Here is a 26309-nt window from a genome sequence, read left to right on the forward strand (position 1 = left end):
CGCGGCAGCTCAAGAATCTGAATGAGCCGTATACATGTTCGCGGCCCGAAATGAGGGGGCCGCGATTACTACGTGTTAGCTGATATTATCGGACAGACTTGAACGCTGCACGCAACTCTTCCGCAAAGAGCCGGGGCTGCTCCCACGCAGCGAAGTGTCCACCTTTCGCTACCTGATTATAGTAGTACAAAGTCGGATACGCTTGCTTGCTCCAGCTCTCAGGTGCTTTGTAGATTTCCTTAGGAAAAACAGAAATGGCGACCGGTATCTTGATTTCTTTGGTCTTTTGCGCATCGGCGCTGAAGTTGTTGTTGTTGTTTTCCCAATAGAAACGAGAGGATGACGCTCCGGTGTTCGTCAGCCAGTACAAAGTGATGTCATCGAGCATCTCGTCCTTGGACAGGACACGCTCAGGGACGCCATCACTGTCGCTCCACTGGGCAATTTTTTCGTACATCCATGCGGCAAGACCCGCGGGCGAGTCTGACAGCGAGTAGCCAATGGTCTGCGGGCGGGTCACCATCATCGCACCGTACGCGGCATTGCGTCCAAAAAATGTGCTGAGCGACTGGAAGGCTTCGCGTTCTGGTGTCTTCAGGTCAGACGGAGCGGGGTCGCCGCTATTGATCGCTCTAATCAGTTCGCCTGGAACCGTCGCGGGCATATTGAGATGTACCGCACGCAAACCCTTTGGTGCCTGGCGAGCCAGCGCATCGGATACTACCGAGCCATGATCCCCACCCTGGGAAACGTAATGCTCATATCCGAGCCTTTTCATGAGGGTGTCCCAAGCCCGTGCAGTGCGATCAGGACCCCAGCCCAAATCCGTCGGCTTCCCCAGAAAAGCCGTAGCCGGGGATGGAAGGGATGACAACATCAAATGCATCCTCGGCGCGGCCGCCATAAGCTGTGGGATCGGTAAGAGGGCCGATGGACTTAATGAACTCGAATGTTGAACCCGGCCAGCCGTGAGTGAGAACCATGGGCAGGGCGGTGGGGTGACGGGAGCGAACATGGATGAACTGGATCTCGACCCCATCGATCGTTGTGATGAATTCCGGCAATGAATTAAGCTGCGCCTCGGCTTTACGCCAGTTGTAATCAGTGCCCCAATAGCGAACCAGTTCCTGAACTTGCGCCAGTCGAATACCTTGCGAGGAATCATCGACGGTTTCCTTGTCCGGCCAGCGTGTCTCGGAAATGCGCTTGCGTAAATCATCGAGTTGGGATTGTGGGACGTTAATATGGAACGGACGGATACTCTCATCCGAGCTGGCGCTTTTTGCTGACGTGGCCGAAATGGCATCGGCGGCGATCGCCGGCAGGACGTATCCCGCAGGAACGAGCATGAGGGAGCCAACCGCAACTGCGATCAGGCGGCCAGCGAAATGCACCCGAATAGAGGCGATTTCAGTTCTAGTCATAAGATACTCTCCGTTGTTTTGCCTGTTGGTGACGGAGAGCAGGCTAGAGGGCGGACCTATCCAGCATGTTTTGAAAATTGCCGGAAGTGTATCAGAGCGTAGCATCGCGATCGTGAGCCCGCTCCACGCATCGGTCGCAAAAGCCTTTTTGTATCAGGTTCTTGACAGTACGGTGAACACTGCGGTTCTGCCGGGGATCTGTAGGGCAAGGGATCGACTTGTTTGCTTGATCGAATGTGCTCGCGAAGCGGGTTAAGAGCGATACGGCATCGCTGAGGCAAATCTTGTCCTGTCGACCCAGACGTAATTTTTGGCGAAATGTGTTCTGGCAATGCCGAGCGGCGATAGCTGTCGTGTCTTGGACAGTGCCGACATGCGCAGGCAGCGCCACCGCTCCCTGCGCATGTTGCCGGATTAGTCGTTATTTTGACGGTACGACCAGGGTCTGGCCTTTCTGGACGATATAGGTGGCAAGCTCCGAGGCTTTGACAGTGCCTACATTTTGCGCCGAATGAGCAACGCCGGTCGGAATAAAGAGTGATTGACCTGCGGAAAGGGTGACCGGCTCGCGTCCGTCCAATTTATACTCAAGCGCCCCTTCGATCACATAGGCTATCTCTTCACCGGGGTGAGAATGCCTGGCGGCCAGTACACCCGGGAGAAAATCGACACGGACCTGCACAACTTGGTGGGCGGGCACGTCGATATCGCTCTTGATGAGATCCGTGCGTAGCAGGGGTTCATCGGCGAACGCCTGCAACGGCGTCATTCCGCTGCTGAGAAACAGGAGGGCTGCGACAAATGCGTTGATCGGTTTCATGACTGTGTCCTTTCAGGATACTTGTGGAGGAGATCGTGGGTGCGGCACTAGGGGATGCGCCTACTTGCTCTTTGCACCAACTTGCCGCGCCGCTGTTTCGATGACGTCGGCAACCTTCTCGGCTTGCGACGCGAACACGGCGTGGCTTGACTTGATCTCGGTCACCACGCTGCCCGCGCGCTTAGCCATTTCGCGTTCCAGTTCAGGATTGATTGAGCGGTCTTCGGAAGCAACAATTGACCAGCTCTGTTTTGTCTTCCAAGCGGGATCCCCGACCTTGGCGGAAAAAGCTTCCTTCGAGGCGTAGACCTGCGATCTCGCCAGAAACGCTGCGTCGTCTTTCGGCAGGTCCGCGGCGAAGTCGTTCGCGAACGCGGCGGGGTCGAGATAGAGATATTTGCCATCCTTCGTTTCGCGAATATTCATGCCGCCGGCTGGCTTGGAGCTTGCGAGGCTGAGGAGGCTTTCTCCACGGTCCGGCTGAAAGGCTGCGACATACACGAGACCAGCGACAATGGGACTGTGGCCAGCTTCGGTGATCACCATGCCGCCATAGCTGTGACCGACGAGAAGCGTTGGGCCGTCCTGCAGGTCGAGCACCCGATTGGTTGCGGCGATATCCTCGGAAAGCGACGTGATCGGCTCCTGTACAATCGTGACATTGAAGCCTCGCTCGACGAGGATATCAGATGCCTTGCGCCAGCCCGAACCATCGGCGAGCGCACCATGGACGATAACGATGTTTTTCACGTCGGCGGCCTGTGCCGCGAAGGCAATCACGCTCGCGGCGAAGGCGAGTGCTAGGGTCGAGATGTAGTGGCGGTTCATGGGTTTGACTCCTGTCTGTTGTGGGTGGTTTTGGTAAGGGAGATGAAGTTTCAGCCGAAGGTGAAGGCGTAGGCTTCGACGCCTGGATCGAGGAAACGGATTTCGAACGTCCGTTCCTCCACGTCGCCGGACTGGCGGACGAGTTGGTAGAGCTTGGTGGACATCACCGTGCCCTGGCCGTCGGCGTCGGTATCTGCGCCATGGTTGGGTCCGGGAGCCTTGCCGTCGATCGTCACCTGGAAGCGGACTGGCTTGCCGGCAGCACCGGGTCCGAGAACCAGATGCAGGTCGCGGGCGCTGAATCGGCAGACGATGCTACCATCCGGCCGGTTCAGGACGGCCTGCTCAGCGCCAACCGTCCAGGTTCCGGAGAGGCCCCATTCATTCAGGCCCGGTTCGTCGATAGAATACGCGTTGGCGGCGTCGGCACGGAGGTTTTCCGGAGAGGCGAAGCTGGTGGCGCGTTTGTATCCGAGATAGGTTTCGCCCGAACGGACGTTCTTGAGGTCCGGGCTGGCCTCGGCTCCTTTGGCGTCCGGCGTCACTGACGCAGTCGAGGGCATCTCGCTGCCGGCTTCGCGCAGAAGGTCCTGGATCGCCTGCTCGGTCTGGCGGTAGTTGCCTTCGCCGAAGTGGTGGTAGCGGATATTGCCCTTTGCATCGATCAGATAGTGCGCCGGCCAGTAGCTATTCTCGAAGGCGCGCCAGATCTTGTAGTCGTTGTCGATCGCAACCGGATAGCCGATCTTAAAATCCTCGACCGCCTTTTTGACGTTGTCGATCTTTTTCTCGAAAGCGAATTCGGGGGCGTGCACGCCGATCACGACCAGGCCCTGATTCTTATATTTTTCGGCCCAGGCGCGGACGTAAGGCGCGGTGCGAATGCAGTTGATGCACGAGTAGGTCCAGAAATCGACGAGGACGACCTTGCCGCGCAGCTGTTCAGTCGTCAGCGGCGGCGAGTTCAGCCACTCGACGGCGCCATTTAAAGACGGCGAACCACCTTCGATAGGCAGGCTGCTGCGAAACGGTTGATTCCTGTCAGCGAGGGCAGCCGTCGCGCCACGATCGGCAGCTTCTGAGGACGAGTTCGCCACAGGCCTCTCGTGCAGTTGGTCAAGCACGGTCTGTTCGAAGGCGGCTGTGCTGGCATAGGAAAGCCGTGCCAGGAGGCCGGTATCGAGACCGAGCGCAATGACGGCAACGCCGGCCAGAACCGCGGCACCCAGCACCTGGCGAATACGCTCGCTTACGCCGAGCGACCGCTTCATGCCGGCAAAGATCTTGCCTCCGACAAGAAGGGCAATGGCAAGCGATGTCGCGGCACCAGCGGCATAGGCGACGAGCAGGAAAGTCGTCTGGAGATTGGCGCCTTGCAATGCCGCACCCGTCAGCAGGAGGCCAAGGATCGGCCCGGCGCAGGGCGCCCAGAGCAGACCGGTCGCAATGCCGAGGATGAAGGAGCTTGCGGCAGTCGGTACGGAGCCGGGTTTGCCCGACGCATTCAGCAGCCTGTTGCCGAAGTCGACGACCGGCTGGGTGATGACGCTTGCAACGCGTGGCGAAAGAAGGCTTACCCCGAAGACTGCAAGTAACAGAATTGCGGCGAAACGCCCGTATTCATTGGCATCGATCGCCCAACTTCCGCCGACCGCTGCAAGCGTCGCGACAAGTGCGAAAGTACCACTCATGCCGATCAGCATGGGCAGCGTGCTTCGGATAAAGGGCTGTCCCGCGCGGGCAAAGACGAAGGGGAGAATGGGAAGGATGCACGGGCTGAGTATGGTCAGCGCTCCTCCGAGATAGGCAATGATGAGAAGTGTCATCGTCGTTTCCTTGAAACCGGTTGGTCGGGTTCTGGACGGCGATGGGGCACGACCAGCAACGGGGCCAATCTGGTCGGCGCGACGTATCCCGGATGTGTCCGGCTTCCATAAGAAATGTACCGCAGTGTAGGGAACCGCCGGGTGCACTACAGAGTGACACAAATCGTCGGCGGCCCGGGTTCGAGACGCAGGGCAGATTGTATCAGAACGTATCAAGGCGGCCGGATGCTACATCTGCATTCAATTGCGGGCTTGGCGGGACACATTGGGGATACATGCGGCCGGCTCTCTTCAGGTCACGATCAATCGAGATGGAGAGAACGATGTCCCCTGAATTCAACCACCAGCGCCGCCGCTTCTTCGGTGTCGCCGCCATGGCCGTGGCCGCCGCCGAATTCGGCATGACCGCGATCGCAAACGCTCAGTCGTCCGCGGTATCCTTAGCAGCGGTCAAGGCGGGAGGGCATACTTCGTTCGGAGCGCTGAAGCAGATCAAGGCAGGTGTGCTCGATGTCGGATATGCAGAAGCCGGTCCGGCAGATGGTCCCGTCGTCCTGCTCGTTCACGGCTGGCCCTACGACATCTACAGCTATGTCGATGTCGCACCGATCCTGGCCGATGCAGGCTACCGCGTCATCATTCCCTATCTGCGCGGTTATGGCACGACGCGCTTCCTTTCGCAGGAGACACCGCGAAACGGCCAGCAGGCGGCACTGGCGACCGACATGATCGCCTTGATGGACGCACTCGGCATCGAAAAGGCGATCCTCGGCGGATATGACTGGGGTGCGCGCACCGTCAACATCATGGCGGCTCTCTGGCCGGAACGCTGCGAGGCAATGGTTTCCGTCAGTGGCTATCTCATCGGCAGCCAGGAAATCAACAAGAAGCCTTTGCCGCCGAAGGCGGAGCTGTCCTGGTGGTACCAGTTCTACTTCGCCACCGAGCGCGGCCGGCTTGGCTACGCCGCCAACACGCATGAGTTTGCACGGCTTATCTGGCAGACGGCCTCGCCCACCTGGGCCTTCGACGACGAGACCTTCAACCGTTCGGCAGGCGCGTTCGACAATCCAGACCATGTGGAAATTACCGTCCATAACTATCGCTGGCGGCTCGGTCTCATAGAAGGCGAGGCGAAATACGATGCCTACGAGAAGCAGCTGGCGATGGGGCCGATGATCACGATCCCGACGATTACCATGGAAGGCGATGCCAACGCCGCGCCGCATCCGGAACCATCCTCCTATGCGAAGAGGTTCTCCGGAAAATACGAGCATCGAAATGTAATGGGCGGTATCGGGCATAATCTGCCGCAGGAAGCGCCGCAGGCTTTTGCCCAGGCCATCCTTGATGTCGCGAAACCCTGACTGGTCAGGCTGCCGTGAAAAAACTCCTTTACTCGCGGCTGCCGACACGGACAAATAACGGCTGCAGAGCAGCCAACCGATATTGTTTGAAAGACAAAAGATGGAGCATGTCGACCACATCCTGATTGTCGATGATGATCGTGAAATTCGCGAACTGGTATCGAGCTATCTGAAGAAGAACGGTCTTCGGACGACGGTTGCCGCCGACGGCCGGCAGATGCGCAGGTTCCTCGAGACCAGCACGGTCGACCTGATCGTGCTCGACGTGATGATGCCGGGCGATGACGGGCTGGTCCTTTGCCGGGAACTTCGCGCCGGCAAGCACAAGGCGACGCCGGTCGTCATGTTGACGGCGCGCGACGACGAGATGGACCGGATCATCGGGCTTGAAATGGGGGCCGACGACTATCTTCCGAAGCCTTTCGCGGCGCGCGAGCTTCTTGCCCGCATCAAGGCGGTGCTGCGGCGCACGCGAATGTTGCCGCCCAACCTTCAGATCAGCGAGGCAGGACAGCTGCTGGCTTTTGGCGAGTGGCGGCTCGACACGGTTGGCCGGCATCTTCTTGACAGGGACGGCACGGAGATCGCGCTAAGTGGTGCCGAATATCGGTTGTTGCGGGTCTTCATCGATCATCCCCAACGCGTGCTCAACCGAGATCAGATCCTGAACCTGACGCAGGGCCGCGATGCCGAGCTCTTCGACCGATCGATCGACCTTCTGGTCAGCCGTCTGCGCCAGCGGCTCGGCGACGACGCACGCGAGCCGACTTACATCAAGACGGTGCGGGCTGAAGGCTATGTGTTCTCCGTACCGGTCGAGATTTCGGTGCCCAGGACATGAGTGAGGGCGGCAAGTCCCGTTTCGGCTGGTGGCCAAGCACGCTACGCTCGCGCCTCTTCCTGATCCTATTTGCCGGACTGGCGATCGCCTATAGCCTCTCGTTCAGCATCCTTTTTGCCGAGCGCTACATGTCGGCCAAGGCCGTCATGCTTGGTACGCTGGAAAGCGATCTAGCGACGTCGATCGCCGTGATCGACCGACTGCCCGCCAACGAGCGGGCCGAATGGCTGGACCGCCTGAGCCGTGGCAACTATCGCCTTGTTCTTGGGCCGGGTCTTCCCGGTGTGCCGGACATGTCGGGCCGCGGAGCGGAGATTGCAAAACGGATAGAGGAGGCGGCAGGCAACAGGTTTCCGCTCCGCGTCGAAGCCATTCCAGGTGACGGCAAGCGGCTGCAGGGACATCTGACGCTTTCAGACGGTGCACCGCTCACCATTGACGTGACGCCGCGCGGCGTCATGCCGTTGGCCGAATGGCTGCCATATGTCTTTGCCGCACAGATGGTGCTGCTGATCCTCTGCACCTGGTTTGCGGTGCGCCAGGCAGTTCGCCCGCTTGGCGATCTCGCGGCCGCCGCCGATGCACTCGATCCCAACAAGAAGGGGTCCCCATTGAGCGAGAGCGGGCCGAGCGAAGTCGCCAATGCGGCGCGCGCCTTCAACGCCATGCGCGACCGTATCGCCCATTACCTGGAAGAACGCGTGCAGATTCTCGCGGCGATCTCGCATGACCTGCAGACGCCGATCACGCGCATGCGCCTGCGGGCCGACTTGGCGGACGATACCCCCGAAAAGGACAAGCTGGTCAGCGACCTGCGGGAGATCGAGCGGTTGGTTCAGGACGGAATTGCCTATGCGCGCAGTTCTCACGGCAACGGCGAAACGACATCTCGCATTGATCTGTCTTCCTTTATCGACAGCATCGCCTACGACTACCAGGATACTGGAAAGGCGGTCACCGTTGCCGGCATCGTTCACGGCACGGCCGTGACGAAACCGCACGCGTTGCGGCGTATCCTGACCAACTTCATCGACAACGCCCTCAAGTTTGCGGGTGCTGCCGAGATCAGCGTCGAACGGAAGGGCGATGGAAGTACCATCATTACGGTCACCGACCGTGGGCCAGGTATTCCGGACGGCAAGCTGGAGGCCGCCATGCAACCGTTCTACCGGCTTGAGACTTCGCGCAACCGCGCCACCGGGGGTACAGGGCTTGGATTGGCCATCGCTCAGCAGCTTGCGGTCTCGGTTGGCGGCGCAGTGAGGATCTACAACCGCCCCGGCGGAGGCCTCGCCGCAGAGATATCGCTGCCCTGAAGAATGCCCGGTTTTGTTGTGCATTTTTTATGAAAAAGTAGCCCCGCACGCGGACTTCCGGGGCTTAATCCGGAACTTGCGAGCGCGCTGATCGACGAGGCCCACCAGACCTGCCCCTATTCCAAGGCGACACGGGGGAATATCGCGGTCGAGTTGAGCTTGCCTGAGCGTCTCGCAAATCCAAGGAGTGTTTGATGAAACGCCTGATCGTTGGCATGCTGGCGCTCGCGGTTTTGGCAGCGCCTTGCGTCTATGACGTGCTCTCGCCGGAACCATCCCCCATGGCCGCGCTGGCCACAGCCGTTGGTCTTCAAGGGATTGGCGTGCCCTAACGGGGCGCAGGATGACTTGCACGCCAGCTCCGATAGTCATGGCGCCACGGAAGCCGCTTCTGCTTGTCGGATCGTCTCGATGGAATCGGCTGACGGCAAGTTGATTTCGGCAATGAAACCCGTTGGCGTGACATTCTCGAGCCTAAGCGTTCCAAAATGGCTTCCAACGATGTCGTTTACGATGGATAGACCCAAACCGAATCCGCCCCGGTCGTTGCGCGCAGAATCCAACTTGTAAAACGGTTCCAGGACGTCAGTATGGAACTCGGGGGGAATGCCGGGTCCGTCGTCGCTGACGCCGATGCTGATCGCCCCATCCGGTTTGACATGAAGTTCGACATTCACGTGCCGGGCAAACTTGGTGCCGTTGTCGATGAGATTGGCGATAGCGCGCTTGAGCGCATGGGGTCTGCAGGGGTAGGCGAAGCGATCAGGTCCACGGTAGATCACCGAGTAGCCCATATCAGCAAAATCATTGCAAGCCGTGTTGATGAGGCTCGGCAGGTCAACCCTGAGATGGATTTCTTTCGATGTGTCTTTTCTCAGGTAAACCAATGTCTCCTCGACCATCAGCGTCAGGGCGTCAATGTCTGCCAGCAAGGCGTTGCGCAGCGAGGGCTCATTTGAGCGCTCGGCTCTGAGGCGTAGACGCGTCAAAGGCGTTCTCAGATCGTGACTGATAGCGCGCAACATGCGCGTGCGTGCTTCGATCATCCCACGGACCCGGCTCCGCATATCGTTTAGCGACTTCGCAAGCGTCCGTATTTCTGGAGGACCCGTTTCCTCGAAGGGGCGCTCGGACCCCTTGTCCGGATCAAGATCCCGCGCTGCTTGGGAAAATCGTTGAAGCGGCGAGGCGATCATGCGGCTTCCATAGAGGGACAACAGGATGACTGGCACGAACATGGCCATGGTCGCGAGGAAATCGCTGATTTCACGATCTGTAATAGGGGAGTCAGGCAGGGCGGACGGCGGTGCAAAAGCCAAAGCGCGGTCCTGATCGATGCCAACGACCAGCACCTGCTGCAGGTGACCGGCCACGGTTCCAGCGCTAAGCTTGACGTTGACATCTGGCCGCGACAGGTTGTTTTTAATCTCGGAACGAAAGTCGCCCATTTCCGTCGGCTGTTCGGCGCGCTGGAGTTCCGTTGCGGATACTTCTTCGACCTGAAGCCCGGTCCTTGTCACAGCGCCGAGGATGGTCGCCTCTTGATCCGCTGTCTCGGCAGATCGGATCATGTCGACGACGAGCTCGATGCGCATGGCAACGGAGCGCGCCTGTGAAACGCTCTCAGGCTCCTTGATCGTCAGGTGTTCACTAATGATGCCGAGGATTGCAAACAGGGCCACTGGCATGACAGCAAGCAGAGCAATCTGTCGGTGGATGGAACCCGCAAAAAATCGCACCAGCATCATCAATCCTTCTCATGGGTACGGCAACAGCCGCTAGGGCTCGCCGCTGACCGAGATTTCGTTCCCCTGTCGGCAGACACCGCAAACCGGAATCAAATATCGATCGCAACGATATCTATTTCAGCCGGAAAGATGTTTTTATTTGTTATTACATACCGTTCATCGAGCGGAGAGATGGGCACTGCCGCAATTCCTTCGGCAATCCGTCGCCAGGAACGAAGCAACTGGCGTGCGAGAACGAAGAACGAAGGAAGGTCGGCGAAGGATCAATCCGTTTGAAGATCCATGAACACATCCGCGCGATTTTCTCACGGCGACACCCAAAGGAATGACGTCGCTATTGCTTATGCGCCTACCGTCTCATAGCTTCATTGACATCCTTGCGGACGCCCTGAGTGAGGCGACGTGCCCGATCGGACTGCCAAAACTAGGCGCTGAAATCGGCGGATGACGACCTAGCGGAGCGATCATAAAGAGCAAAGGCGACCCGCTTTCTTCGGCGACTGTTCCCGAGCGATGATCAATTAGGGAATCTCACCGCACGCGGACAATCATCGCGTGCTCTGCCGAGACATCATGCGAGCACCGGCATCGAGCGTCACATGTAAGCCGACACATTTACAGTCGCTTCTCTTCCCAGCCACCGCAGAAGATATCGCCTCTTCAGGCATGTTGTTCGGATTTTCTTGCCCGCGAGCAGCGCCAGCGATCGCGCGCTTCAGACCATCCCGGAACAACGCTCAGCTTGCGAAAACCATAACCGATCCTATAGAAGAACTGACCGGCGGCAGCCCTGTCTTTATACACGGTGCGCCTTTCAACTGGGCCAATGCTTTCGAACCACTCCGGTAGGCCGTCGGTGGACAGGCTGTCTTCCTTCACACCGTACATGATCACCGACCTGCCTTTGAATGAACGATCGGCTTGCCAGAACTCGAACATCAGCCCACTCTCTCCGAAGAGGTTCCGACTGGTAATGTCGTTCAACGCCGTGCGACCTCTGCTGTAAAAGCCGAGTTCGCTGGCGACGTTGTACTTGTCCATCCCGACAAGGAGCGGCGGCGAACCGGTCTCGGCCGCGACCTTTGTCTCAATGTCTTCGGCGGCGGAGACGAATTCGTCGGCCGTGAAGAACTCGGAAGCCGCTGATTTGACGTAAGAATTGAATGATCTGCAGATCTTATAGTTGCAGGAAACAGCCGCCGAACAGGCTGTTTCCTTGCAAAATCAGTTTGAGGTTTCCCTGGCTGGCGAAGCGTGATTCACTGGGTTATCGCGGTGAATCGGAGAGCCAGGCATGGGCAAACCACGTGAACGGCGCGAAACGGGTGAACAGGATCTATTCCGATCCCGGCTCGACCAGATCATCAACATGAAGCACGAACTGGTGCGTCTGGCGCAGGCCATTGACTGGTCAGTGCTGGAAGCCCGTTTTGGTGATGTCTATTCGGACGGAGCGGGCATGCCGCCATTGCCGACGCGGCTCATGGCGGGGCTGGCCATTCTCAAGCACACGTTCAACCTGTCGGACGAGGCCCTGTGCGAGCGCTGGGTGGAGAACCCCTATTTTCAGTACCTGTGCGGCGAGGAGTTCTTCCGGCACGAACTATCGTTCGACCGCTCCTCGATGACGCGCTGGCGGCAGCGCATGGGCGAGGAGCGGATCGCCGCGCTCTTGCAGGAGAGCCTGGCAGTGGCAGTCAAGACAGGCGCGATGAAGCCACAGGATACGCGGCAAGTGATCGTGGACACGACCGTTCAACCGAAGAACGTCATGTTCCCGACGGATGCCAAGCTTATTCACCGGGCGCGCGAACGGCTGGTGCGGCTGGCGAAGAAAATGGGGCTCGACCTGCGCCAGACCTATGTTCGGCTCGGTAAATTCGCCCTGATCCAGCATCAGCGCTATGCTCATGCGAAGCAATTCAAACGGGCTGGCAAGGCGCTGCGCAAGTTGAAGACCTATCTCGGTCGGACCGTTCGCGACATCGAGCGTCAGATCGCGGGCGACGAACAACTCGACGCGATCTTCAAATGGCCGGTCTATCAGGCAAAAACGGTCATGGAACAGCGGCAACGTCAGCATGGCCGCAAGATCTACAGCCTGCATGCCGACGAGGTCGAGTGCATTGGTAAAGGCAAGGCGCACAAGCCCTATGAGTTCGGGGTGAAGGTGTCCGTGGCCACAACACTGAACCGTTCAAAGGGCGGGCAGTTCGCGCTGCACGCGACGGCGCTGCCCGGCAATCCCTACGACGGCCACACGCTCGCGACCGTCATTCCGGATATGGAAAAGATGATCGGCAACGAGCTCTCCCGCATTCTGGCCGATGCTGGATACCGCGGCCATAATGCTCCCGAAAGTCACAAGCTGAGGGTCTTCACCAGCGGCCAGAAGCGCCGCCTCACGCCCGCCATCAAACGCCAGATGCGGCGACGATCGGCGGTCGAGCCCGTCATCGGACACCTCAAGAGCGAACACAGAATGGAGCGGAATTATTTCGCTGGCGAACAGGGTGATGCCGTCAATGCCGTTCTGGCGGCCGCCGGATACAACTTCTCCCTCCTGCTGCGATGGTTCAGGCAGCTTTTGTGTCTGTTAGCCGCACTACTCTTCCCGTTCCAGAGCCGACCAAAGCGGTATCTCCCTGCCTGAAAACGAGTTCTTCACGATCGACGAATTCTTCCCATGCGATGGGCAGCCCGCGCAGGCCGTTGGTATAGCCGACCAGGGGCAGGCCGAGCGCTAGATAATGGAAGAGGATCGCGAAGAACAAAACACTGCCCCCCGCGGCGGCTTTCACTGCCGCCAGCAGACGGGGCATTGTGCCCCGAGACAGCGCCGTCTCGACCACATTCGCCATGACCGGCAGCAAGGAAAGCCAGACGGGACCCGTCCAGTTCATCTTGACGCTATGGAACAGGCTGAAAAAGATGAAGACGAAGAGCGGCACCAAAGTGAAGACGGCGAGGAACGCCTCCTTGCCACGAAAGTCAAACCTGTCGGAAAGCAAAGCGATCCTGCCGGCGCCAGCGCCGGCGAGAAGCAGTCCAACGGGCCCAAGCAATATAGCGATGAAGAGGAGAAGGCTCGGCGTCGAAAAGACCAGGTCTTCGAATGCCCACCGCCGACTTCCCTGGAACTGAAACGATGCCCAATCGTGGCGGGCATTCCAGGCAATGACGGGCGAGAACAAAACAAATGCCAGAACTGCCCCGAGGTAGGGCCATTTCGTAAGAAGCCCCCGCCGATGCATAGGATGGAGGAGCAGGAAGACGAGCGTAGCAGGTCCAAGGAGGGCGATCGTATATTTCGAAAGCATGCCGAGGCCGATGCAAACGCCCGCGCGCAGCCACGCTTGCGGACGGTTTTGAAGAATTGCCCGCTGCAAGAAATACAAAGCGCCGGCCCATGCGGCGGTCAGCGGAGCATCCGGCGTCGTCACGGTTCCGATCATGAAGAAGAACGGAAGGACTGACAGCAGCAAAAGCGTCAGGAAAGCGGTCATGCGCCCGAAGAGACCGTCCGCGAACCGGAACGCGAAATATGCGGTCACCAGCCAGCACAAGGTGGCACCGATCCGCACGCCGAATTCGGTGTCGCCGAAGACCGCCGTTCCCAGCCATATCAGCCAGGCTACCATTGGCGGGTGATCAAAATATCCCCAAGCCGGATATTGCGCATATCTCCAGTAATAGGCTTCCTGCGGCATGAGGTCGATGGCGCCCTGGTAAAGCAGCCGCAGTGCGACGACGTAGCAGACGAGTCCGACAGTGGCCATTCTCCATCGGGTCTTGGCGGCGTGCTGGCCACCGCCTCGGAAGACGTAGAAATCATTTCCGATGTAGCTGACGATGCCTCCGCCGATGATGCCAGCGACCAATACGACGATCATTGGCAGGCCAAGCGCTGATGTCGTGGCGATCGCGCCCCCGCGCATCGCCAGGGCCATGATCCCTACGAGCACAAAGCGCTGCAACTGCATGCCGCCCTTCGGGCGATCGCGGAATGAAAAATGGGCATGTGCAACGTAGTTGCAGACTGTTGCGACGCAAAAACCCCAGATGTGGGCGACCATGATGTCGGCGCCGAGCGTCTGTGCGGAAGCCACGATCAGAAGGTCGAGGAAGAAGCCCACCAAACCGACCAGTGAAAAGCGCTGGAGGGTCTCAAAGGAAGAGGTTCCTTTGCAGAACCTTATCAACTGGCTGAGATAGGCGGCGAACTGGCTTCCTCCGATTTTTGACTTTCCCTTTTGCCGCTCGAAGAAAGAAATCGGGACTTCGCACACGTTGAGCGAGTCGCCGCCTGCAAATAGCGTCTCCAATCCGATCTTGAATCCCTTGGCACGAGTGCCTGCATCCAGGAGTTGCTCTCGGCGTATGGCAAAAAAGCCCGACAGCGGATCTTTGACATCGGTGAACGGGGACGCGAGCGCCGCGCCGAGACGGGAAAGCGCGTTGCGGTAGAAGGGCCAGCCGACCGTCGCTCCGCCATCGACGTAGCGGCTGCCGACAGGACATCTTCGGCCAGACTGCCGCCTCGGCCGTTCTGGATGAGGGAGACCGGGTGGGCTGGCTGCCATTGCTGGACTTTTTCGCAGGTTCCATCCGTTGAACCGCCGTCCGTCACGATGATTTCGAAGGTAAAGTGGCGGTAGACATTGTCTATGATTTCGCCAATCGTCTCGTCGATGTTTTCGGCCTCGTTCAGCGTGGGAACGACGATCGAGATGGACGGGCAAGGCGCGCCTCTCTCTGATTCCGAGGGCTGCGTTCCCTCGAACGCCGCGGTCCCCCGCAATGGCTTCACATGCGACAACATGAATTTCTCCAGGCAATTTCGATGAGGGCGCAACCGGCGGGCCGGAGACGCTAGGGCCTGGAAGTAGCGGTTCTGGCCGCCAAGTGGTTTTAAGTGATGTTAATGTGTGCTCCGATTTGTTTCCCTGCCCGCTGCAGCCCGGATGCCGGTGGTCCCCCTCAACTGGAGCGTCAGAAGCACGGTCTCCGGTCCTAGGAAGCTGCTTGCGCCTGCGGTGAAGGTCTCAGCGTTCGCCCGTCCTGAAGCATGGCTCGGCTTCCGCCGACGGCGCTTAGAAACATTTCTTAACAAGACAAAATCCATCCCAAAACGGTTTGCCTGCACGGTGCAGCCGGTCGGGGGGCGGCGAGCCCTTTAAAACACCCAGGAGCGGATGTTGTCTTCTATGAAGCAAAATGCTGGTTTGATGTTATTGTCGGCGCTGGCCGTGCCTCTTGCAGCGGGCACTGCGGCACGGGCCGCGGATCCGGGCGAATTTGGCGCCGGCGAACCTCCTGAAGCATCCAGCGAACGGCCCAGCGGTTTTCGCGGCAAGCTTCGCGACTGGAACGTCGTTGTTGGGGCTGGAGCCATATACGGACCGAAATTCGAGGGGTCGAAGGACTTCAAGGTCATGCCGGCCCCTTTCGTTTCTGCAAGCTTCTTCAACGATTGTGTACACGTCGGCCCGGCCGGCGTGCTCGTCGATATCTACAAGGTCGAAAATTTCAAGATCAGCGCTAAGGGCGGTATGGAATTTGGCCGTGACGAAGACGAGAGCGATCATCTGAAGGGACTGGGCGATATCGATTCCGGTGCGGAAATCGGAGGTGTCATTTCCTATGAGCTGGGACCGATCGAGCTCACCGCCGGGATTGACAAAATCATCGGTGGCAGCGACGGTCTCACCGGCACATTCGGCGCAGAATATTCCCATATGGTAGGTCGGTTTATCTTCTCCGCGGGCGCTTCGGCGACCTGGGCGGACAAGGATTACATGAAGTCCTATTTCGGCGTCACTCCTCTGCAGTCGGCAAGGTCCGGCCTCGAGGTTTATGACCCTGGAGCGGGCTTCAAACGCATCGACCTCACCGCGTCCGTCACATACCTGGCATCCGAGCACTGGTTCGTCCGCGGCCAGGCGGAACTCGGGATCCTGACCGGCGACGCACGAAATAGTCCGGTGGTTCAGAAGGAAACCCAGCCTTCCGTCATGATGTTCGTCGGCTACAAATTCTAGAAGGAACGCCTCAACCGAGATCATGTCCGAGCCGAGGTGCGGGCCGACGACTACATGGTCGATTGCCATGTCAGAGTGTCGGCCGGCTCGGCGCGGGCATATTCGTAAAGCTCCGCATCGGGCCGGTGATTGAGATCGCCCTAAACGCCGATAATTTGTTTTCGACGGCGCTGGTCCAACCGCGCATCTCTTTCCACGTAATGGGCGGAGATATTCTCAGCGGTCGACCCTTTTTAGCGAAGCTAAACGAGATCGACTCTATTTTTCTGTTAAACAGGATCTGAAGCGGATGCTTTTCCAAGTCCAGGCACCAAGTATGAACAACATCGCACCCAACGCGCCCTCGCAGGCTCCCGTCCGAATTCTTATCGTCGAGGACGATCGAGATATCGCGAGCATGTTGATCGACCTGATGAAGGATGCGGGCTACATTGCCGAAGCGGTCGGCTCCGCGATGGAGATGGACCGGGTCCTGAAGAAGAAGGAATTTCAGCTCATCGTCCTGGACGGCATGCTGCCGGGTGAGGACGGCTTCAGCATTTGCCGGCGAATCAGGTCTACCAATACTGTTCCAATCCTCATGCTGACGGCCCTGGCGAAGGAAGTCGATCGGGTGATCGGTCTGGAACTCGGCGCCGACGACTATGTTACGAAACCCTTCAATTCGAGGGAACTACTGGCAAGGATCAGGGCGCTCTTGCGGCGCTCTTCCTATTCCATGCAAGTCAAACCGGTTCAGGAGGCCATGACCTTCGCCGGCTGGCGCATCGACCCCGTCACGCGCGAACTGATCGACAGTGATGGGGTTCATGTGTCCCTGACGACAGCAGAATTCGATGTCTTGCTGGTGTTCTGCCAGAACCCGCGACAGGTCATGAATCGCCAGGAAATCCTTGCCCGCACCCATGCCGGTTCCGCCGGCCCGGTCGAGCGCAGTATCGATGTGCATGTCAGCCGCGTTCGGCAAAAGATAGAGCCAGACTATAAGGATCCGACGTTCATCAAGACGGTACGGCTGGGCGGTTATATCTTCACGCCTGAGGTTTCGGTGACGCGCGATTAGTATAAGCCGAGCCCGATTTCACCAGCGTTGCCGGCCTCGATGATCCGGTTGAACATGGATCTGTGTCCTTTACGTCTATGAGCGTCACGGCCTTGCGCGAGCCGCATCGATTTCTGCCGCCTGCGGAACATGCTGGAAATGCTCTGACACAGACTGCCTCGTGGCTGCTTCCCCAAGCCGCTTTTCCAGCTGTTCCACAGATACGCAGTCGGCCCGCATCATCTGTCCGATCAGTGGGTCGTTCAGGATCTCGGCGACGGTCATCTCATGATGGCGCATGGTAATCTCCTTTGTCGCCGACACGAATAGTCGGTGCAGGGAGCCTGGCGATGTCAAAACGGACGAAATCAAGGCGGTTGGTGAAGATATGTTTCCGGTCGATTCTCGCCCCAGCATGCGAAGCCCTAGGTCGCAGCAGCGATGTTGACGGTAAAGCGTGATGTGGAGCCGCGGCTAAGACGGGACGGGCAATACGCCCTTCTCCGCTGAAAGCCTGCGGGGTCCGCAACAACTCTTAACATCACAAAGCGAATCCGGATTAATGCCATCAGACGCGATCCGGAAGGAAGCTCGCGGGGCGACGCTCCACGGCCGGCGGCGATCTTGCCGCTCTCGCCGTGGTCGAAGACAGGGCGACAAAATTGATTCGACTGATGGTCATCCTGATGCTGGCCCTTCTTGCTGGTTGCATGGCGCCGGACCGGGTTGCCTATAGCCCGAAGGCGGCGGCCACCGCCAATATCGAAGGGTTCGGCGATATCCGCACCTATGCGGATACCGGCCGGCAACTGCCCGATGCGCGCGCCTGGCTCGCCGTCCCGAGACACAAGGACGTCAATTATCTCATCTTGTCTGGCGGCGGGGCCGGAGGAGCCTTCAGCGTCGGAGCACTGAAGGCCTGGTCGGACAGAAAAGAGCGGCCGGAGTTCGATATCGTCAGCGGGGTCAGCACCGGCGCGCTGATCGCGCCAATGGCTTTCCTCGGTCCCGCCTATGACGACACGCTCGTTGATCTCTATACGAGCGGGGTCGCAAAAGAACTGGTGGACGCGGATTTTCTGCCCAAGGGGCTGCTTGGCCCAAGCCTGCTGAAGCAGGAGCCGCTTCGCCGGATGGTCGAGCGCCATCTGACACCGGAGATCCTGAGAAAAATCGCCACCGAACACCGAGCGGGGAGGCGCCTTCTGGTCCTTACCTCCAATCTCGATTCACAGAGACCGGTGATCTGGAACATGGGCGCGATTGCCAATAGCGGTCGGCCCGATGCGCTGAAGCTATTTCAGGATGTCATCATTGCCTCGGCCAGCATCCCAGGGGTTTTCCCGGCCGTGCTCATCAAGGTTAAGGCAAGCGGCCAGGAGTTCGAGGAAATGCACTCGGACGGCGGCTCGTCATCCCAGATCCTGACGATCCCCGAGGGCTGGATGGCGAGTCCGCAGCAGGCCGCTTGGCCGAAGGGCTTCAAGCTGAACATGTATGTCATCGTCAACAACGCCCTCATGCCGGAGTTCTCGACAACGACGAACAACACGCTGGCTGTCATGGCCAGGGCGAGCGCAGCCCTTATCAAGTCACAGACACGCAGCGCACTTGTAGCGACCTACGTCTATGCCCAGAAGAACGGCATTCGCTTCCGTGTCGCCTCCATCGACAGGCAAATCCCCTACAAGATGACCGACCCCTTCAACACCAACTATATGCGTGCCGTCTACCACCTCGGATACGCAAAGATGGCGAGCGGCAGCCTGTGGAAAGATGAGCCGATCTTCACGGACCTTGTCTCTGCAGAGCCCGCCCAACCCTCGCAATAGTCGGCCGACTGTCCCAAACTTTCCAACCATAGGAGAACGAAATGTCACATTCCCATATCGGCACGGCCACCCATCGACGCCATTGTAGTCCGGCAGCCTTAGCACTCTTGTCTTGCCTGATCGTTTCGGCTGCCGCCGGTTGCGCCGCAGTGCCGCTGGAGGAGGCCCACACGCTGGTATCCTACGGCGGTCTGACGTCGAACAATGGCAGGATCACCAAGGCGAAATTTAAGATCGATCCCAACGAACTCGCGGCAACCAAGACCATCTACATCGAGCCGACGATGGTTTCGCCCAATGCGGCGCCGTCGATCAAGAAGCCTTCCGATCAGGCCCTCGTCGCCAATGTCATCAGCCGTGCCCTCTGCATTGGCGTCAGCGACCGTTTCCAGGTTGTCGATCGGAGGGAGAACGCAGACGTCGTCGTTCACGCCACCGTTACCCGCATCGTACCGACAAATGCCGCGATGGCCGGTGTGTCGACCGCGACGTCGCTCGGAGCGTCGTTGGTCGTTCCGGTTCCCGTGCCTCGGCTGCCGATGGGTCTCGGAGGACTTGCGGTCGAGGCTGAAGCGATGACAAGAGACGGCAAGCAGGTGGGCGCCATGGTCTGGGCGAAGGGCGCCAACGCCATCACCACGAGCGCACGTGTTTCGCAAGTTGGCGACGCCTACTCGCTCGGCTCGAGCTTCGGCAGCGATTTCTCCAAGATGCTCGTCACCGGCAAGACACCCTATAAGGGGCTGCCCAAATTACCATCGGCACAGAAGATCAAGTCAAACCTCGGCGGAAGGCCGAAATATCCGGCCTGCGAGCGGTTCGGCCGGTCACCTGGGGTCAAGGACTTCGCGGCCTCGCAAGTTGGCCTGCCACCATCCTGGACGGACAAGCGGCCTGCGGTTGTCGGCCAAGGTCCCCATGATGAGGCACGACGATAGAAGTTTAGCCGGTGAGCCGGCTTCGTCCGGTCTGTCGGACCGGACAATCAAGTCTACACCGCTCGATATGTAAAACGGCGCGGAATTTGAACCTCGTGTGATCCCTCGCCGACATCCCGGATGTCGGCGGATTTGTTTGTGGCCACGCGGCTGACGCGGTTCGAGAGACGCCGTCCGCCATTCGCGCGAGTGTCTCCTCCGAGCGACCTGGCGTGGAAACAAGGACTTCGATGGTGATTGGCTGCATGCCGAGACTGCATTTCGTAGAGCGTCTCTGGCGTGATTCAGTGAGCCTTTCCGGCCTCCGGAGCTACCCCGCAGGTCTAGTCTGCCGATTGCCCGAAGGCGGAACGAATGTCTCCTTTCGATCCGTCGCCGATAGCGAGAGCGGGATGCACCCCGTTTCATGGCAGTACTGGGAATTCGTCGATAGGCTGAGAGTTGGAGTGGGAGAGGCGGTCTCTCCTCTGTCGATACCGGCTCGATTGCACTTTATTGGCGACCTCCCCCGCTGAGCCCTGCGGGGCTAGTGCCGAACGCACCGCTTGCCCGTGCAAGAGCATCATTTCGCCAGGCTGATTTTTCCGCCGTGGCGCCTTGAATCCTTCGGAATTTCTTCCCGTTTTTCAGTTGCCGGCAAAGCCTCCTGCAGCCGTGCGCCGACAATTCTCCTGAGGATTTGGAGGAAGTCGTCGACGACGGTGAAGATGACGGGAATGACCAAGAGGCTGAGGACAGTCGAGGTAATCAGGCCGCCGATCACGACGATCGCCATTGGCTGCCGGAAGCTTGCATCGCCACCGCTGAGGCTGAGAGCCACCGGGAGCATGCCGCCACCCATCGCCATCGTCGTCATGACGATCGGACGGGCGCGCTTGTGGCAGGCATCCACCAGAGCATCCAAGCGCGAGGCACCTGTGCGTCGCGACATGATCGCATATTCGACCAGCAGGATCGAGTTCTTCGTCACCACGCCCATCAGCATCAGCAGACCAATGACAACAGGCATGGAGAAACTGGTCCCCGTCAGCACGAGCGGCAGGAGGGCCCCGCCGAGTGACAAGGGAAGCGCCATTAGAATTGTCGCCGGCTGGAGGAAGTCATGGAAGAGCAGGACCAACACAGCGTAGATGCAGAATACGCCAATTGCCATGGCAATGCCGAAGCTATCGAAGAGGTCGGACCTGCGCTCGAGTTCGCCCTGTTCGACAAGCCTCACGCCTTCAGGAAGGTTCTGGAGCGCAGGCAGGGCCTGGGCCTCGCGGTAAACGTCGCTGAGAACGCGACCGTTGAGTTCGACCGAGAGCATGACTTTGCGCGTTCGGTCGATGCGGCTGATCTCCGACGGACTGCCACCGATACGGATATTCGCGACCGAGCCGAGGTCGACGCTGCCTCTGCTGCCGGCGACGCGAAGATTGGCGATGTCGTCGAGCGTCTTGCGGTTGCTCGGATCGAAACGCACGCGAATGGCGAGTTGGCGTTGCGGCAGGTTGAGCTTCGCAAGAGCGGAGGAATAGTCGCCGCTGGTTGCAACGCGGACCGCCTCGGAGATCGAATCCGCCGTTACCCCGAGGGCGGCAGCCCGGACTAGATCCGGAACGATCTGGATTTCCGGAGCTTGGAGCGAGGCGCTTGATGTCACCGCCCCAATGCCCCGCAGCGTCCGAAGCTGTTCCTCGAGCGCGCCAGCCGCCTTGCCGAGTGCGCCGGCATCGTCACTGGCAAGCGTAATGTCCAGCCTGGTGCCGTTGCCCCCCGAGCCGACCTGGATCCGCGCGCCGGGGAGAACGCCGAGCGCCTGCCGGATATCGTTTTCAATATCTAGCTGCGACCGCTGCCGTTCGTTGATCTTCTTCATGTTGACCACGAGGGATGCGCTCGCCGTATCGACCGTTGTAGCGGAATCCAGGAGATCGCTTGATGAAACGGTTCCGACAGCGGTAAACACATGTGTCACGTCCGGCAGATGGGAGATGATATTGGCCGCGCGCCGCGTGGTCGCGTCGGTCTGTTCGATCGGTGTGCTAGGCTGCAACGTGATGGTGACCTGCGTTTGCGCATCGTCCGAAGCCGGCAGGAAGCCCGAGCTGAGCAGCGGGATCGTCGCCAGCGACAGACCGAGGAAGACGAAGACGCAGATCATGGTCAGCATGCGGTGATGGAGGCAAGTTTTGACGAAGGCCATGTAGTCCCGCATGATCCGACCGTCCTTGGCTTCGACAGGATGGGCTTTCATCATGTAGGCGGCCATCATGGGCGTCAAAAGCCGTGCGACCAGCAGCGAGGCAAGAACCGCGACCGACGCCGTCACCCCGAACTGCCGGAAGATCCGTCCCGGAATGCCGCTCATGAAAGCTGTCGGCAGGAAGACAGCGACGAGTGTCAAGGTCGTGGCGATGACGGCAAGGCCGATCTCGTCGGCCGCCTGGAGGGCTGCGTTCTTCGCCGATTTGCCCGACTTCAGGTGGCGCGCAATGTTCTCGATTTCGACAATTGCGTCGTCCACGAGGATGCCGACCACCAGCGAGAGCGCCAGCAGTGTCACCGTGTTAAGACTGAAATCGGCCAGATACATGACAAGGAAGGCCGGAATGACGGACAGCGGCAGCGCCACCGCGGACAGGAACGTCGCCCGCCAGTCGCGCAGGAAGAGCCAAACCACGACAACAGCCAGGATAGCCCCTTCGTAGAGCATCTGCATTGAACCATCGTAATTCTCGATGATCGGACCGACCGTGCTGTATGCCTCGACGATTTCAACATCGGGATTGGCCTTGGCGAAGTCCTGCATAGCTGTTTCGATGGCCGTGGCGACGGCCGTGTCGGAGAAGCCATTTGAGCGCTTGATCTCTAGGGCGATCACCGGTTTGCCGTCGAGATAGGCGATCGACGATCGGTCGGCAAAGCTGTCGGTTACCGTGCCGATTTCGTCGAGCCGCACCAGCGCCCCACTCGGAAGCGGGATTGCGAGTGCCGTCAGTTCCTCGACCGAGGAAACCGCTCCGAGCGTTCGGATCGCCTGTTTGATGCCTCCGACATCCCCTCGTCCGCCCGAGGTGTCGGACTGCACGGACCGCAGTCCCAAGGAGATGGTCGCCGCGTTGACGTTGAGCGAGCTCATGAGCTGCGAGTCGAGGTCGATATGGACTTCACGGTCGATGCCGCCGACGCGGATGACGTTGCCGACGCCTGGAACGGCAAGCAGCGCTTTCGTTAGGTCGTTGTCGACGAACCAGGAAAGCTCGGTCTGGTCGAGCCGGGTGGACCGCACGGCGTAAGCGATCAGGGTCGACCCCTGAATCATGTTCCTCGTTACGCTCGGGGCCTGCATGGCAGGGGGTAGATTCCCACTTGCGCTGTCGACGGCGTTGCGCACTTCGTTCAGCGCTTCCTCGCCGTCCTTGCCGATCTGAAAGGACACACTGATCAGGACCGTCCCCTCCGTGATCGTCGTCGTTATGTGGTCGAGCAGGCTGAGCGAGGCGAGTTTGTCTTCGATCTTGCGAGCGACTTCAGTTTCAAGTTGGGCCGGTGCGGCGCCCTCGAGAGTGGCGTTGATCTGAACCGTCGGAAGATCTATGTCGGGAAAATTCTGCACCGAGAGCCGGTCGAAGGCGATTAGACCGCCGGCAGTCAGCAGGATGAACAGAAGGACGGCGGGAACCGGATTTCGGATGGACCAAGCGGAGAAGTTCATCGTGCTTCTCCTTCCACGCGCACGAGCGCGCCGTCCGAAAGGAAGGCGCCGCCAGTTGACACGACCTCTGCTGAGTGATCGAGACCGGAGAGGATTTCGACTTCGCCGCCGTTACGGCGACCGGTTTCGACGCGGACGCGTGTAACGCGTTTGTCTCCATCGACGGCAACCACGTAGCTGATACCGTCGCGCACAACAAGCGCGGTCTCAGGCACGGTGAGGGCGGGTTCGGCCCCGAGCTCGATCTGCCCGGTCGCATAGAGGCCGATCGGCGGATGCGCCCCGGCTGGCAGGGAGATATAGACCAGCGCCCTGCCAGTATCGGCGCTGACAGTTGGGGCGACAAGCCGAACCATTCCCTCCATCTGCTGGTCGCCCGGACGATGAATCGTCGCCGCTAACCCTTCCTTGATGAGAGGGCGGTATCGCGCCGAGACCTCGGCCTGCCACTCGATGCGCTGTTGGCGCACGAGGCGGAACAGCTCCGTGCCGGATGCGACGACAGCGCCGAGCTGGGCGGAGCGAGAGGTAATAAGCCCATCGTCGACGGCCACAATGGTGGTCTGGGAAAGCTTGATCCTTTGGCTCTCGACCAAAGCCTCGGCGGATTCGACGCCAGCGATCGCCGTTTGCTCGGTGCTTAGATATTCGATTATCTTCTCATCCGACAGAACGCCGCTTCCCTTCATCTTGCGCGCGCGCTCGGCATTTGTCGCGGCCTTGGAGAGATCGGCTTTGGCCGTTGCCAGAGAGGCTTCCTCCTTCCGCAGATCGGCGCGGACGGTGTCGTCGGTGAGCCGCGCGAGTGGCTGGCCCTTCGTCACCACAGACCCGACATCGACGAGAACATCTGTGATACGCAGGCCGCCGACCTCCGCAGCGCTAATCGCCTCATGCCAGGGTTTCAGCCAGCCGCTGGCAGGGACAGTTTCGGGCCATTGTCGTTCCGCGGGCTTTTCGACAGCAACGGTGAGTGCCGCAGCACTGCTCTGTTGCGCGAACGCTGCTCCCTGGGAGACAGGCAAAGCGCCCAGTACAAGGCCAAGGACTAAGGGGAGACGTTGCGTCAAAGCAGAGTTCCTTTTCGTGATCTTCTTGCAGCCGGTGCGTAAAGTGCGCTCGCATGCCCGATGGCAGGCGACCTCGCGACGCATTGGCCCGCGATGGGCCTCGGCCGGGCGACGGTTGAAAGCCGCCTTTTTCTGCATGGGGTGTAGCGGATCGACCGCTCGATGCGGTCAAAGATCGGCAAAGATTGGTTAAGTAAGATTAAGCCGATGGCTGCAGGGCCCGCGGGCAACCCTGAATTTGCCAAGCGGCGCGATGAGAACGCCTGTCCGATCGGAGCGCGCGTGTGCGGTGCTATTCCCTCCTCCCAAGCACCGCTTACCCGCCGCATCCAAGCCGGGCAGCCGTGGTGACAGGCTTGCGACAGGTCTGCGGCGTTTGCCCCTGCTATGCAGTCGCTGCTTACTGTGCTGGCTGGGAGGGGGCTGAGGGGCCTCTGGTGAGGTGGCCGGATCGTTGGAGCGCCGAAAGTGTTGTCAAGAGTGCGAGCAGGCTCGGATGGCTGCAGCTATAGTAGCGGTACTGCGCCTTCTTTCTGACGGACACCGGCCCGGATTGGTGCGGGCGCGCCAAGTGCCGGCTTAAAGCCGACTGCGTAGTCCGACCCTCGTGGCAAGGCTGCTGACATCAAACTCGTCCCGCGACAGCAGCGGACAGATTTTCAGGCGCCTGAAATTGGCGAGCTTCTTTAAAGTCGCGATTCAGTCTGGAAACGGTCGGCTTTCCCCTGTTTTCCAACGCTGAGATCCCTTCCGGCGTAACTGGACTATGGAGATAGACTAGCGTCGGCACTTGCTAAGATCCTTTCGGATTTATTAACAATTGTTGCAGGAGCGAGACGTCTCTTGCTGTTCCCAAATGGCGCAGAGGAATTGCTCCACGGGCAGTCCGCTTGAACTCCTGTTCGCTTGCCGCCGGTCTTAACAAATCAAAATATAACTCGTGGTGACATTCGGGAGGGCGTCGAAGATGATCCGGATGATGTCATAGAACCCCTTGATGAACCTCGCGACTTTTCACATCGGCCCTGGGCTGTCCGGGCCAGTTCTCGCCACGGAGCACTCAAGAAAATCAACGCCATTTGCATTCCATCGTAGAAAAGACTTCTACGGGAAAGGAAATCCCCATGTCTGCCGAGTGCCTGCCCAGGGACCGCTCTATTCCAGCATCGGTTATTTTGTTGATCGCTACCGTTCTGGCCAGGGAACCCGTCAGAGCCAACGAGCCCCTGGCAAGCGTCATCGCCGACGGCAAGCCATGGGAAATGTTCGTTGTAAAACGGCGGGCTTCCAATATTCTCGTGTTTCGACCGGACGGCGGCGGAACAATCAGCGACAGCTTGGCAAGCATCCATCCGACATGGAGAGCTGTTCCCGATGGAATTTGCATAACTCCCAAACCTGGTGATGCCGAAAAATGCCTTCAGCTGACTCGGACGAAAGGCGGCATTAAGGCTTCGCAGAACGGCGAGACGGTTTGGGTGCTTAAGCGATGACCCTGACGTCAGCGGCAGATTCT

Annotated in this window: 20 protein-coding genes and 1 pseudogene; 11 read left to right on the plus strand and 10 right to left on the minus strand. The window is 59.4% G+C overall.

Going from position 1 to position 26309, the window contains the following annotated elements; translation table 11 throughout:
- Positions 1-85 precede the first annotated feature (85 nt).
- The 4 genes and pseudogenes from QA644_RS21430 to QA644_RS21445 form a co-directional block, all read right to left on the minus strand.
- A pseudogene (locus QA644_RS21430) lies at positions 86-1424 on the minus strand (epoxide hydrolase).
- Between the two features lie 421 nt (positions 1425-1845).
- Positions 1846-2244 carry a cupin domain-containing protein gene (locus QA644_RS21435; RefSeq protein ID WP_283073268.1) on the minus strand — a complete coding sequence of 133 codons (399 nt, stop codon included), beginning with the start codon at positions 2242-2244 and terminating at the stop codon, positions 1846-1848.
- Between the two features lie 60 nt (positions 2245-2304).
- Entirely contained in the window at positions 2305-3072 is a 768-nt protein-coding gene (locus QA644_RS21440; protein WP_239602311.1) for an alpha/beta hydrolase, read from the minus strand.
- A 50-nt stretch (positions 3073-3122) separates the two neighbouring features.
- A complete protein-coding gene (locus QA644_RS21445) occupies positions 3123-4898 on the minus strand; it encodes a cytochrome c biogenesis protein DipZ (RefSeq protein WP_283073269.1) in 1776 nt (591 codons plus the stop codon).
- 323 nt (positions 4899-5221) lie between these two features.
- Between QA644_RS21445 and QA644_RS21450 the strand changes: the two genes are divergently transcribed.
- The 4 genes from QA644_RS21450 (at position 5222) to QA644_RS21465 (ending at position 8754) form a co-directional block, all read left to right on the plus strand.
- Positions 5222-6265: an alpha/beta hydrolase gene (locus tag QA644_RS21450; RefSeq protein WP_283073270.1), complete on the plus strand. Its 1044-nt coding sequence runs from the start codon at positions 5222-5224 to the stop codon at positions 6263-6265.
- A 100-nt stretch (positions 6266-6365) separates the two neighbouring features.
- Positions 6366-7106, plus strand: a complete 741-nt coding sequence (locus tag QA644_RS21455) for a response regulator (protein WP_239603699.1) — start codon at positions 6366-6368, stop codon at positions 7104-7106.
- A complete protein-coding gene (locus QA644_RS21460) occupies positions 7103-8422 on the plus strand; it encodes a HAMP domain-containing sensor histidine kinase (RefSeq protein ID WP_283073271.1) in 1320 nt (439 codons plus the stop codon). The genes QA644_RS21455 and QA644_RS21460 overlap by 4 nt, the downstream gene beginning before the upstream one ends.
- A gap of 194 nt (positions 8423-8616) precedes the next feature.
- A complete protein-coding gene (locus QA644_RS21465; RefSeq protein WP_283073272.1) occupies positions 8617-8754 on the plus strand; it encodes a hypothetical protein in 138 nt (45 codons plus the stop codon).
- Between the two features lie 36 nt (positions 8755-8790).
- Here QA644_RS21465 and QA644_RS21470 read toward each other — a convergent pair whose 3' ends face one another.
- Positions 8791-10170, minus strand: coding sequence for a HAMP domain-containing sensor histidine kinase (locus tag QA644_RS21470; protein WP_283073273.1), 1380 nt, complete (start codon positions 10168-10170; stop codon positions 8791-8793).
- Between the two features lie 660 nt (positions 10171-10830).
- Entirely contained in the window at positions 10831-11109 is a 279-nt protein-coding gene (locus QA644_RS21475) for a hypothetical protein (RefSeq protein WP_283073274.1), read from the minus strand.
- Between QA644_RS21475 and QA644_RS21480 the strand changes: the two genes are divergently transcribed.
- Positions 11092-11316, plus strand: coding sequence for a hypothetical protein (locus tag QA644_RS21480; protein WP_283073275.1), 225 nt, complete (start codon positions 11092-11094; stop codon positions 11314-11316). The genes QA644_RS21475 and QA644_RS21480 overlap by 18 nt on opposite strands.
- A 148-nt stretch (positions 11317-11464) precedes the next feature.
- Positions 11465-12823 carry an IS5 family transposase gene (locus QA644_RS21485; RefSeq protein WP_283068614.1) on the plus strand — a complete coding sequence of 453 codons (1359 nt, stop codon included), beginning with the start codon at positions 11465-11467 and terminating at the stop codon, positions 12821-12823.
- Here QA644_RS21485 and QA644_RS21490 read toward each other — a convergent pair.
- Complete coding sequence (locus QA644_RS21490; RefSeq protein WP_283073276.1) at positions 12747-14753, minus strand: glycosyltransferase family 39 protein; 2007 nt, start codon at positions 14751-14753, stop codon at positions 12747-12749. The two genes, QA644_RS21485 and QA644_RS21490, sit on opposite strands and share 77 nt — an antisense overlap.
- Before the next feature lie 624 nt (positions 14754-15377).
- Here QA644_RS21490 and QA644_RS21495 point away from each other — a divergent pair.
- Positions 15378-16211, plus strand: coding sequence for a MipA/OmpV family protein (locus tag QA644_RS21495; RefSeq protein WP_283073277.1), 834 nt, complete (start codon positions 15378-15380; stop codon positions 16209-16211).
- Between the two features lie 316 nt (positions 16212-16527).
- Entirely contained in the window at positions 16528-17274 is a 747-nt protein-coding gene (locus tag QA644_RS21500) for a response regulator (RefSeq protein WP_283073278.1), read from the plus strand.
- Between the two features lie 84 nt (positions 17275-17358).
- Here QA644_RS21500 and QA644_RS21505 read toward each other — a convergent pair whose 3' ends face one another.
- The gene (locus QA644_RS21505; protein WP_194730337.1) at positions 17359-17553 is read right to left on the minus strand and encodes a hypothetical protein; all 195 of its coding nucleotides are present in this window, start codon (positions 17551-17553) and stop codon (positions 17359-17361) included.
- Between the two features lie 374 nt (positions 17554-17927).
- On the opposite strand from QA644_RS21505, the gene QA644_RS21510 reads away from it, so the two are divergent.
- The gene (locus QA644_RS21510; protein WP_283073980.1) at positions 17928-19085 is read left to right on the plus strand and encodes a patatin-like phospholipase family protein; all 1158 of its coding nucleotides are present in this window, start codon (positions 17928-17930) and stop codon (positions 19083-19085) included.
- A 41-nt stretch (positions 19086-19126) separates the two neighbouring features.
- Complete coding sequence (locus QA644_RS21515) at positions 19127-20023, plus strand: DUF3313 domain-containing protein (protein ID WP_283073279.1); 897 nt, start codon at positions 19127-19129, stop codon at positions 20021-20023.
- Between the two features lie 562 nt (positions 20024-20585).
- On the opposite strand, the gene QA644_RS21520 is transcribed toward QA644_RS21515, so the two are convergent.
- Together QA644_RS21520 and QA644_RS21525 are read right to left on the minus strand one after the other, a co-directional pair.
- Positions 20586-23723, minus strand: a complete 3138-nt coding sequence (locus QA644_RS21520; RefSeq protein WP_283073280.1) for an efflux RND transporter permease subunit — start codon at positions 23721-23723, stop codon at positions 20586-20588.
- Entirely contained in the window at positions 23720-24748 is a 1029-nt protein-coding gene (locus QA644_RS21525; RefSeq protein ID WP_283073981.1) for an efflux RND transporter periplasmic adaptor subunit, read from the minus strand. Before QA644_RS21525 ends, QA644_RS21520 begins: the two co-directional genes overlap by 4 nt.
- 1169 nt (positions 24749-25917) lie before the next feature.
- Here QA644_RS21525 and QA644_RS21530 point away from each other — a divergent pair.
- Positions 25918-26286, plus strand: coding sequence for a hypothetical protein (locus QA644_RS21530; RefSeq protein ID WP_283073281.1), 369 nt, complete (start codon positions 25918-25920; stop codon positions 26284-26286).
- Positions 26287-26309: the final 23 nt, after the last annotated feature.

This window comes from Rhizobium sp. CC1099 (assembly GCF_029714385.1).
Classification (GTDB): domain Bacteria; phylum Pseudomonadota; class Alphaproteobacteria; order Rhizobiales; family Rhizobiaceae; genus Rhizobium.

What these genes read in the sequence shown, in the direction of transcription:
- QA644_RS21455 (WP_239603699.1), top strand. Translation starts at nt 6,366, where the DNA reads ATGGAGCATGTCGACCACATCCTGATTGTCGATGATGATCGTGAAATT.
- QA644_RS21450 (WP_283073270.1), top strand. Translation starts at nt 5,222, where the DNA reads ATGTCCCCTGAATTCAACCACCAGCGCCGCCGCTTCTTCGGTGTCGCC.
- QA644_RS21485 (WP_283068614.1), top strand. Translation starts at nt 11,465, where the DNA reads ATGGGCAAACCACGTGAACGGCGCGAAACGGGTGAACAGGATCTATTC.
- QA644_RS21470 (WP_283073273.1), bottom strand. Translation starts at nt 10,170, where the DNA reads ATGATGCTGGTGCGATTTTTTGCGGGTTCCATCCACCGACAGATTGCT.
- QA644_RS21440 (WP_239602311.1), bottom strand. Translation starts at nt 3,072, where the DNA reads ATGAACCGCCACTACATCTCGACCCTAGCACTCGCCTTCGCCGCGAGC.
- QA644_RS21475 (WP_283073274.1), bottom strand. Translation starts at nt 11,109, where the DNA reads ATGTTCGAGTTCTGGCAAGCCGATCGTTCATTCAAAGGCAGGTCGGTG.
- QA644_RS21505 (WP_194730337.1), bottom strand. Translation starts at nt 17,553, where the DNA reads ATGCGCCATCATGAGATGACCGTCGCCGAGATCCTGAACGACCCACTG.
- QA644_RS21530 (WP_283073281.1), top strand. Translation starts at nt 25,918, where the DNA reads ATGTCTGCCGAGTGCCTGCCCAGGGACCGCTCTATTCCAGCATCGGTT.
- QA644_RS21515 (WP_283073279.1), top strand. Translation starts at nt 19,127, where the DNA reads ATGTCACATTCCCATATCGGCACGGCCACCCATCGACGCCATTGTAGT.
- QA644_RS21520 (WP_283073280.1), bottom strand. Translation starts at nt 23,723, where the DNA reads ATGAACTTCTCCGCTTGGTCCATCCGAAATCCGGTTCCCGCCGTCCTT.
- QA644_RS21490 (WP_283073276.1), bottom strand. Translation starts at nt 14,753, where the DNA reads ATGGCAGCCAGCCCACCCGGTCTCCCTCATCCAGAACGGCCGAGGCGG.
- QA644_RS21460 (WP_283073271.1), top strand. Translation starts at nt 7,103, where the DNA reads ATGAGTGAGGGCGGCAAGTCCCGTTTCGGCTGGTGGCCAAGCACGCTA.
- QA644_RS21435 (WP_283073268.1), bottom strand. Translation starts at nt 2,244, where the DNA reads ATGAAACCGATCAACGCATTTGTCGCAGCCCTCCTGTTTCTCAGCAGC.
- QA644_RS21465 (WP_283073272.1), top strand. Translation starts at nt 8,617, where the DNA reads ATGAAACGCCTGATCGTTGGCATGCTGGCGCTCGCGGTTTTGGCAGCG.
- QA644_RS21500 (WP_283073278.1), top strand. Translation starts at nt 16,528, where the DNA reads ATGAACAACATCGCACCCAACGCGCCCTCGCAGGCTCCCGTCCGAATT.
- QA644_RS21510 (WP_283073980.1), top strand. Translation starts at nt 17,928, where the DNA reads ATGGTCATCCTGATGCTGGCCCTTCTTGCTGGTTGCATGGCGCCGGAC.
- QA644_RS21445 (WP_283073269.1), bottom strand. Translation starts at nt 4,898, where the DNA reads ATGACACTTCTCATCATTGCCTATCTCGGAGGAGCGCTGACCATACTC.
- QA644_RS21495 (WP_283073277.1), top strand. Translation starts at nt 15,378, where the DNA reads ATGAAGCAAAATGCTGGTTTGATGTTATTGTCGGCGCTGGCCGTGCCT.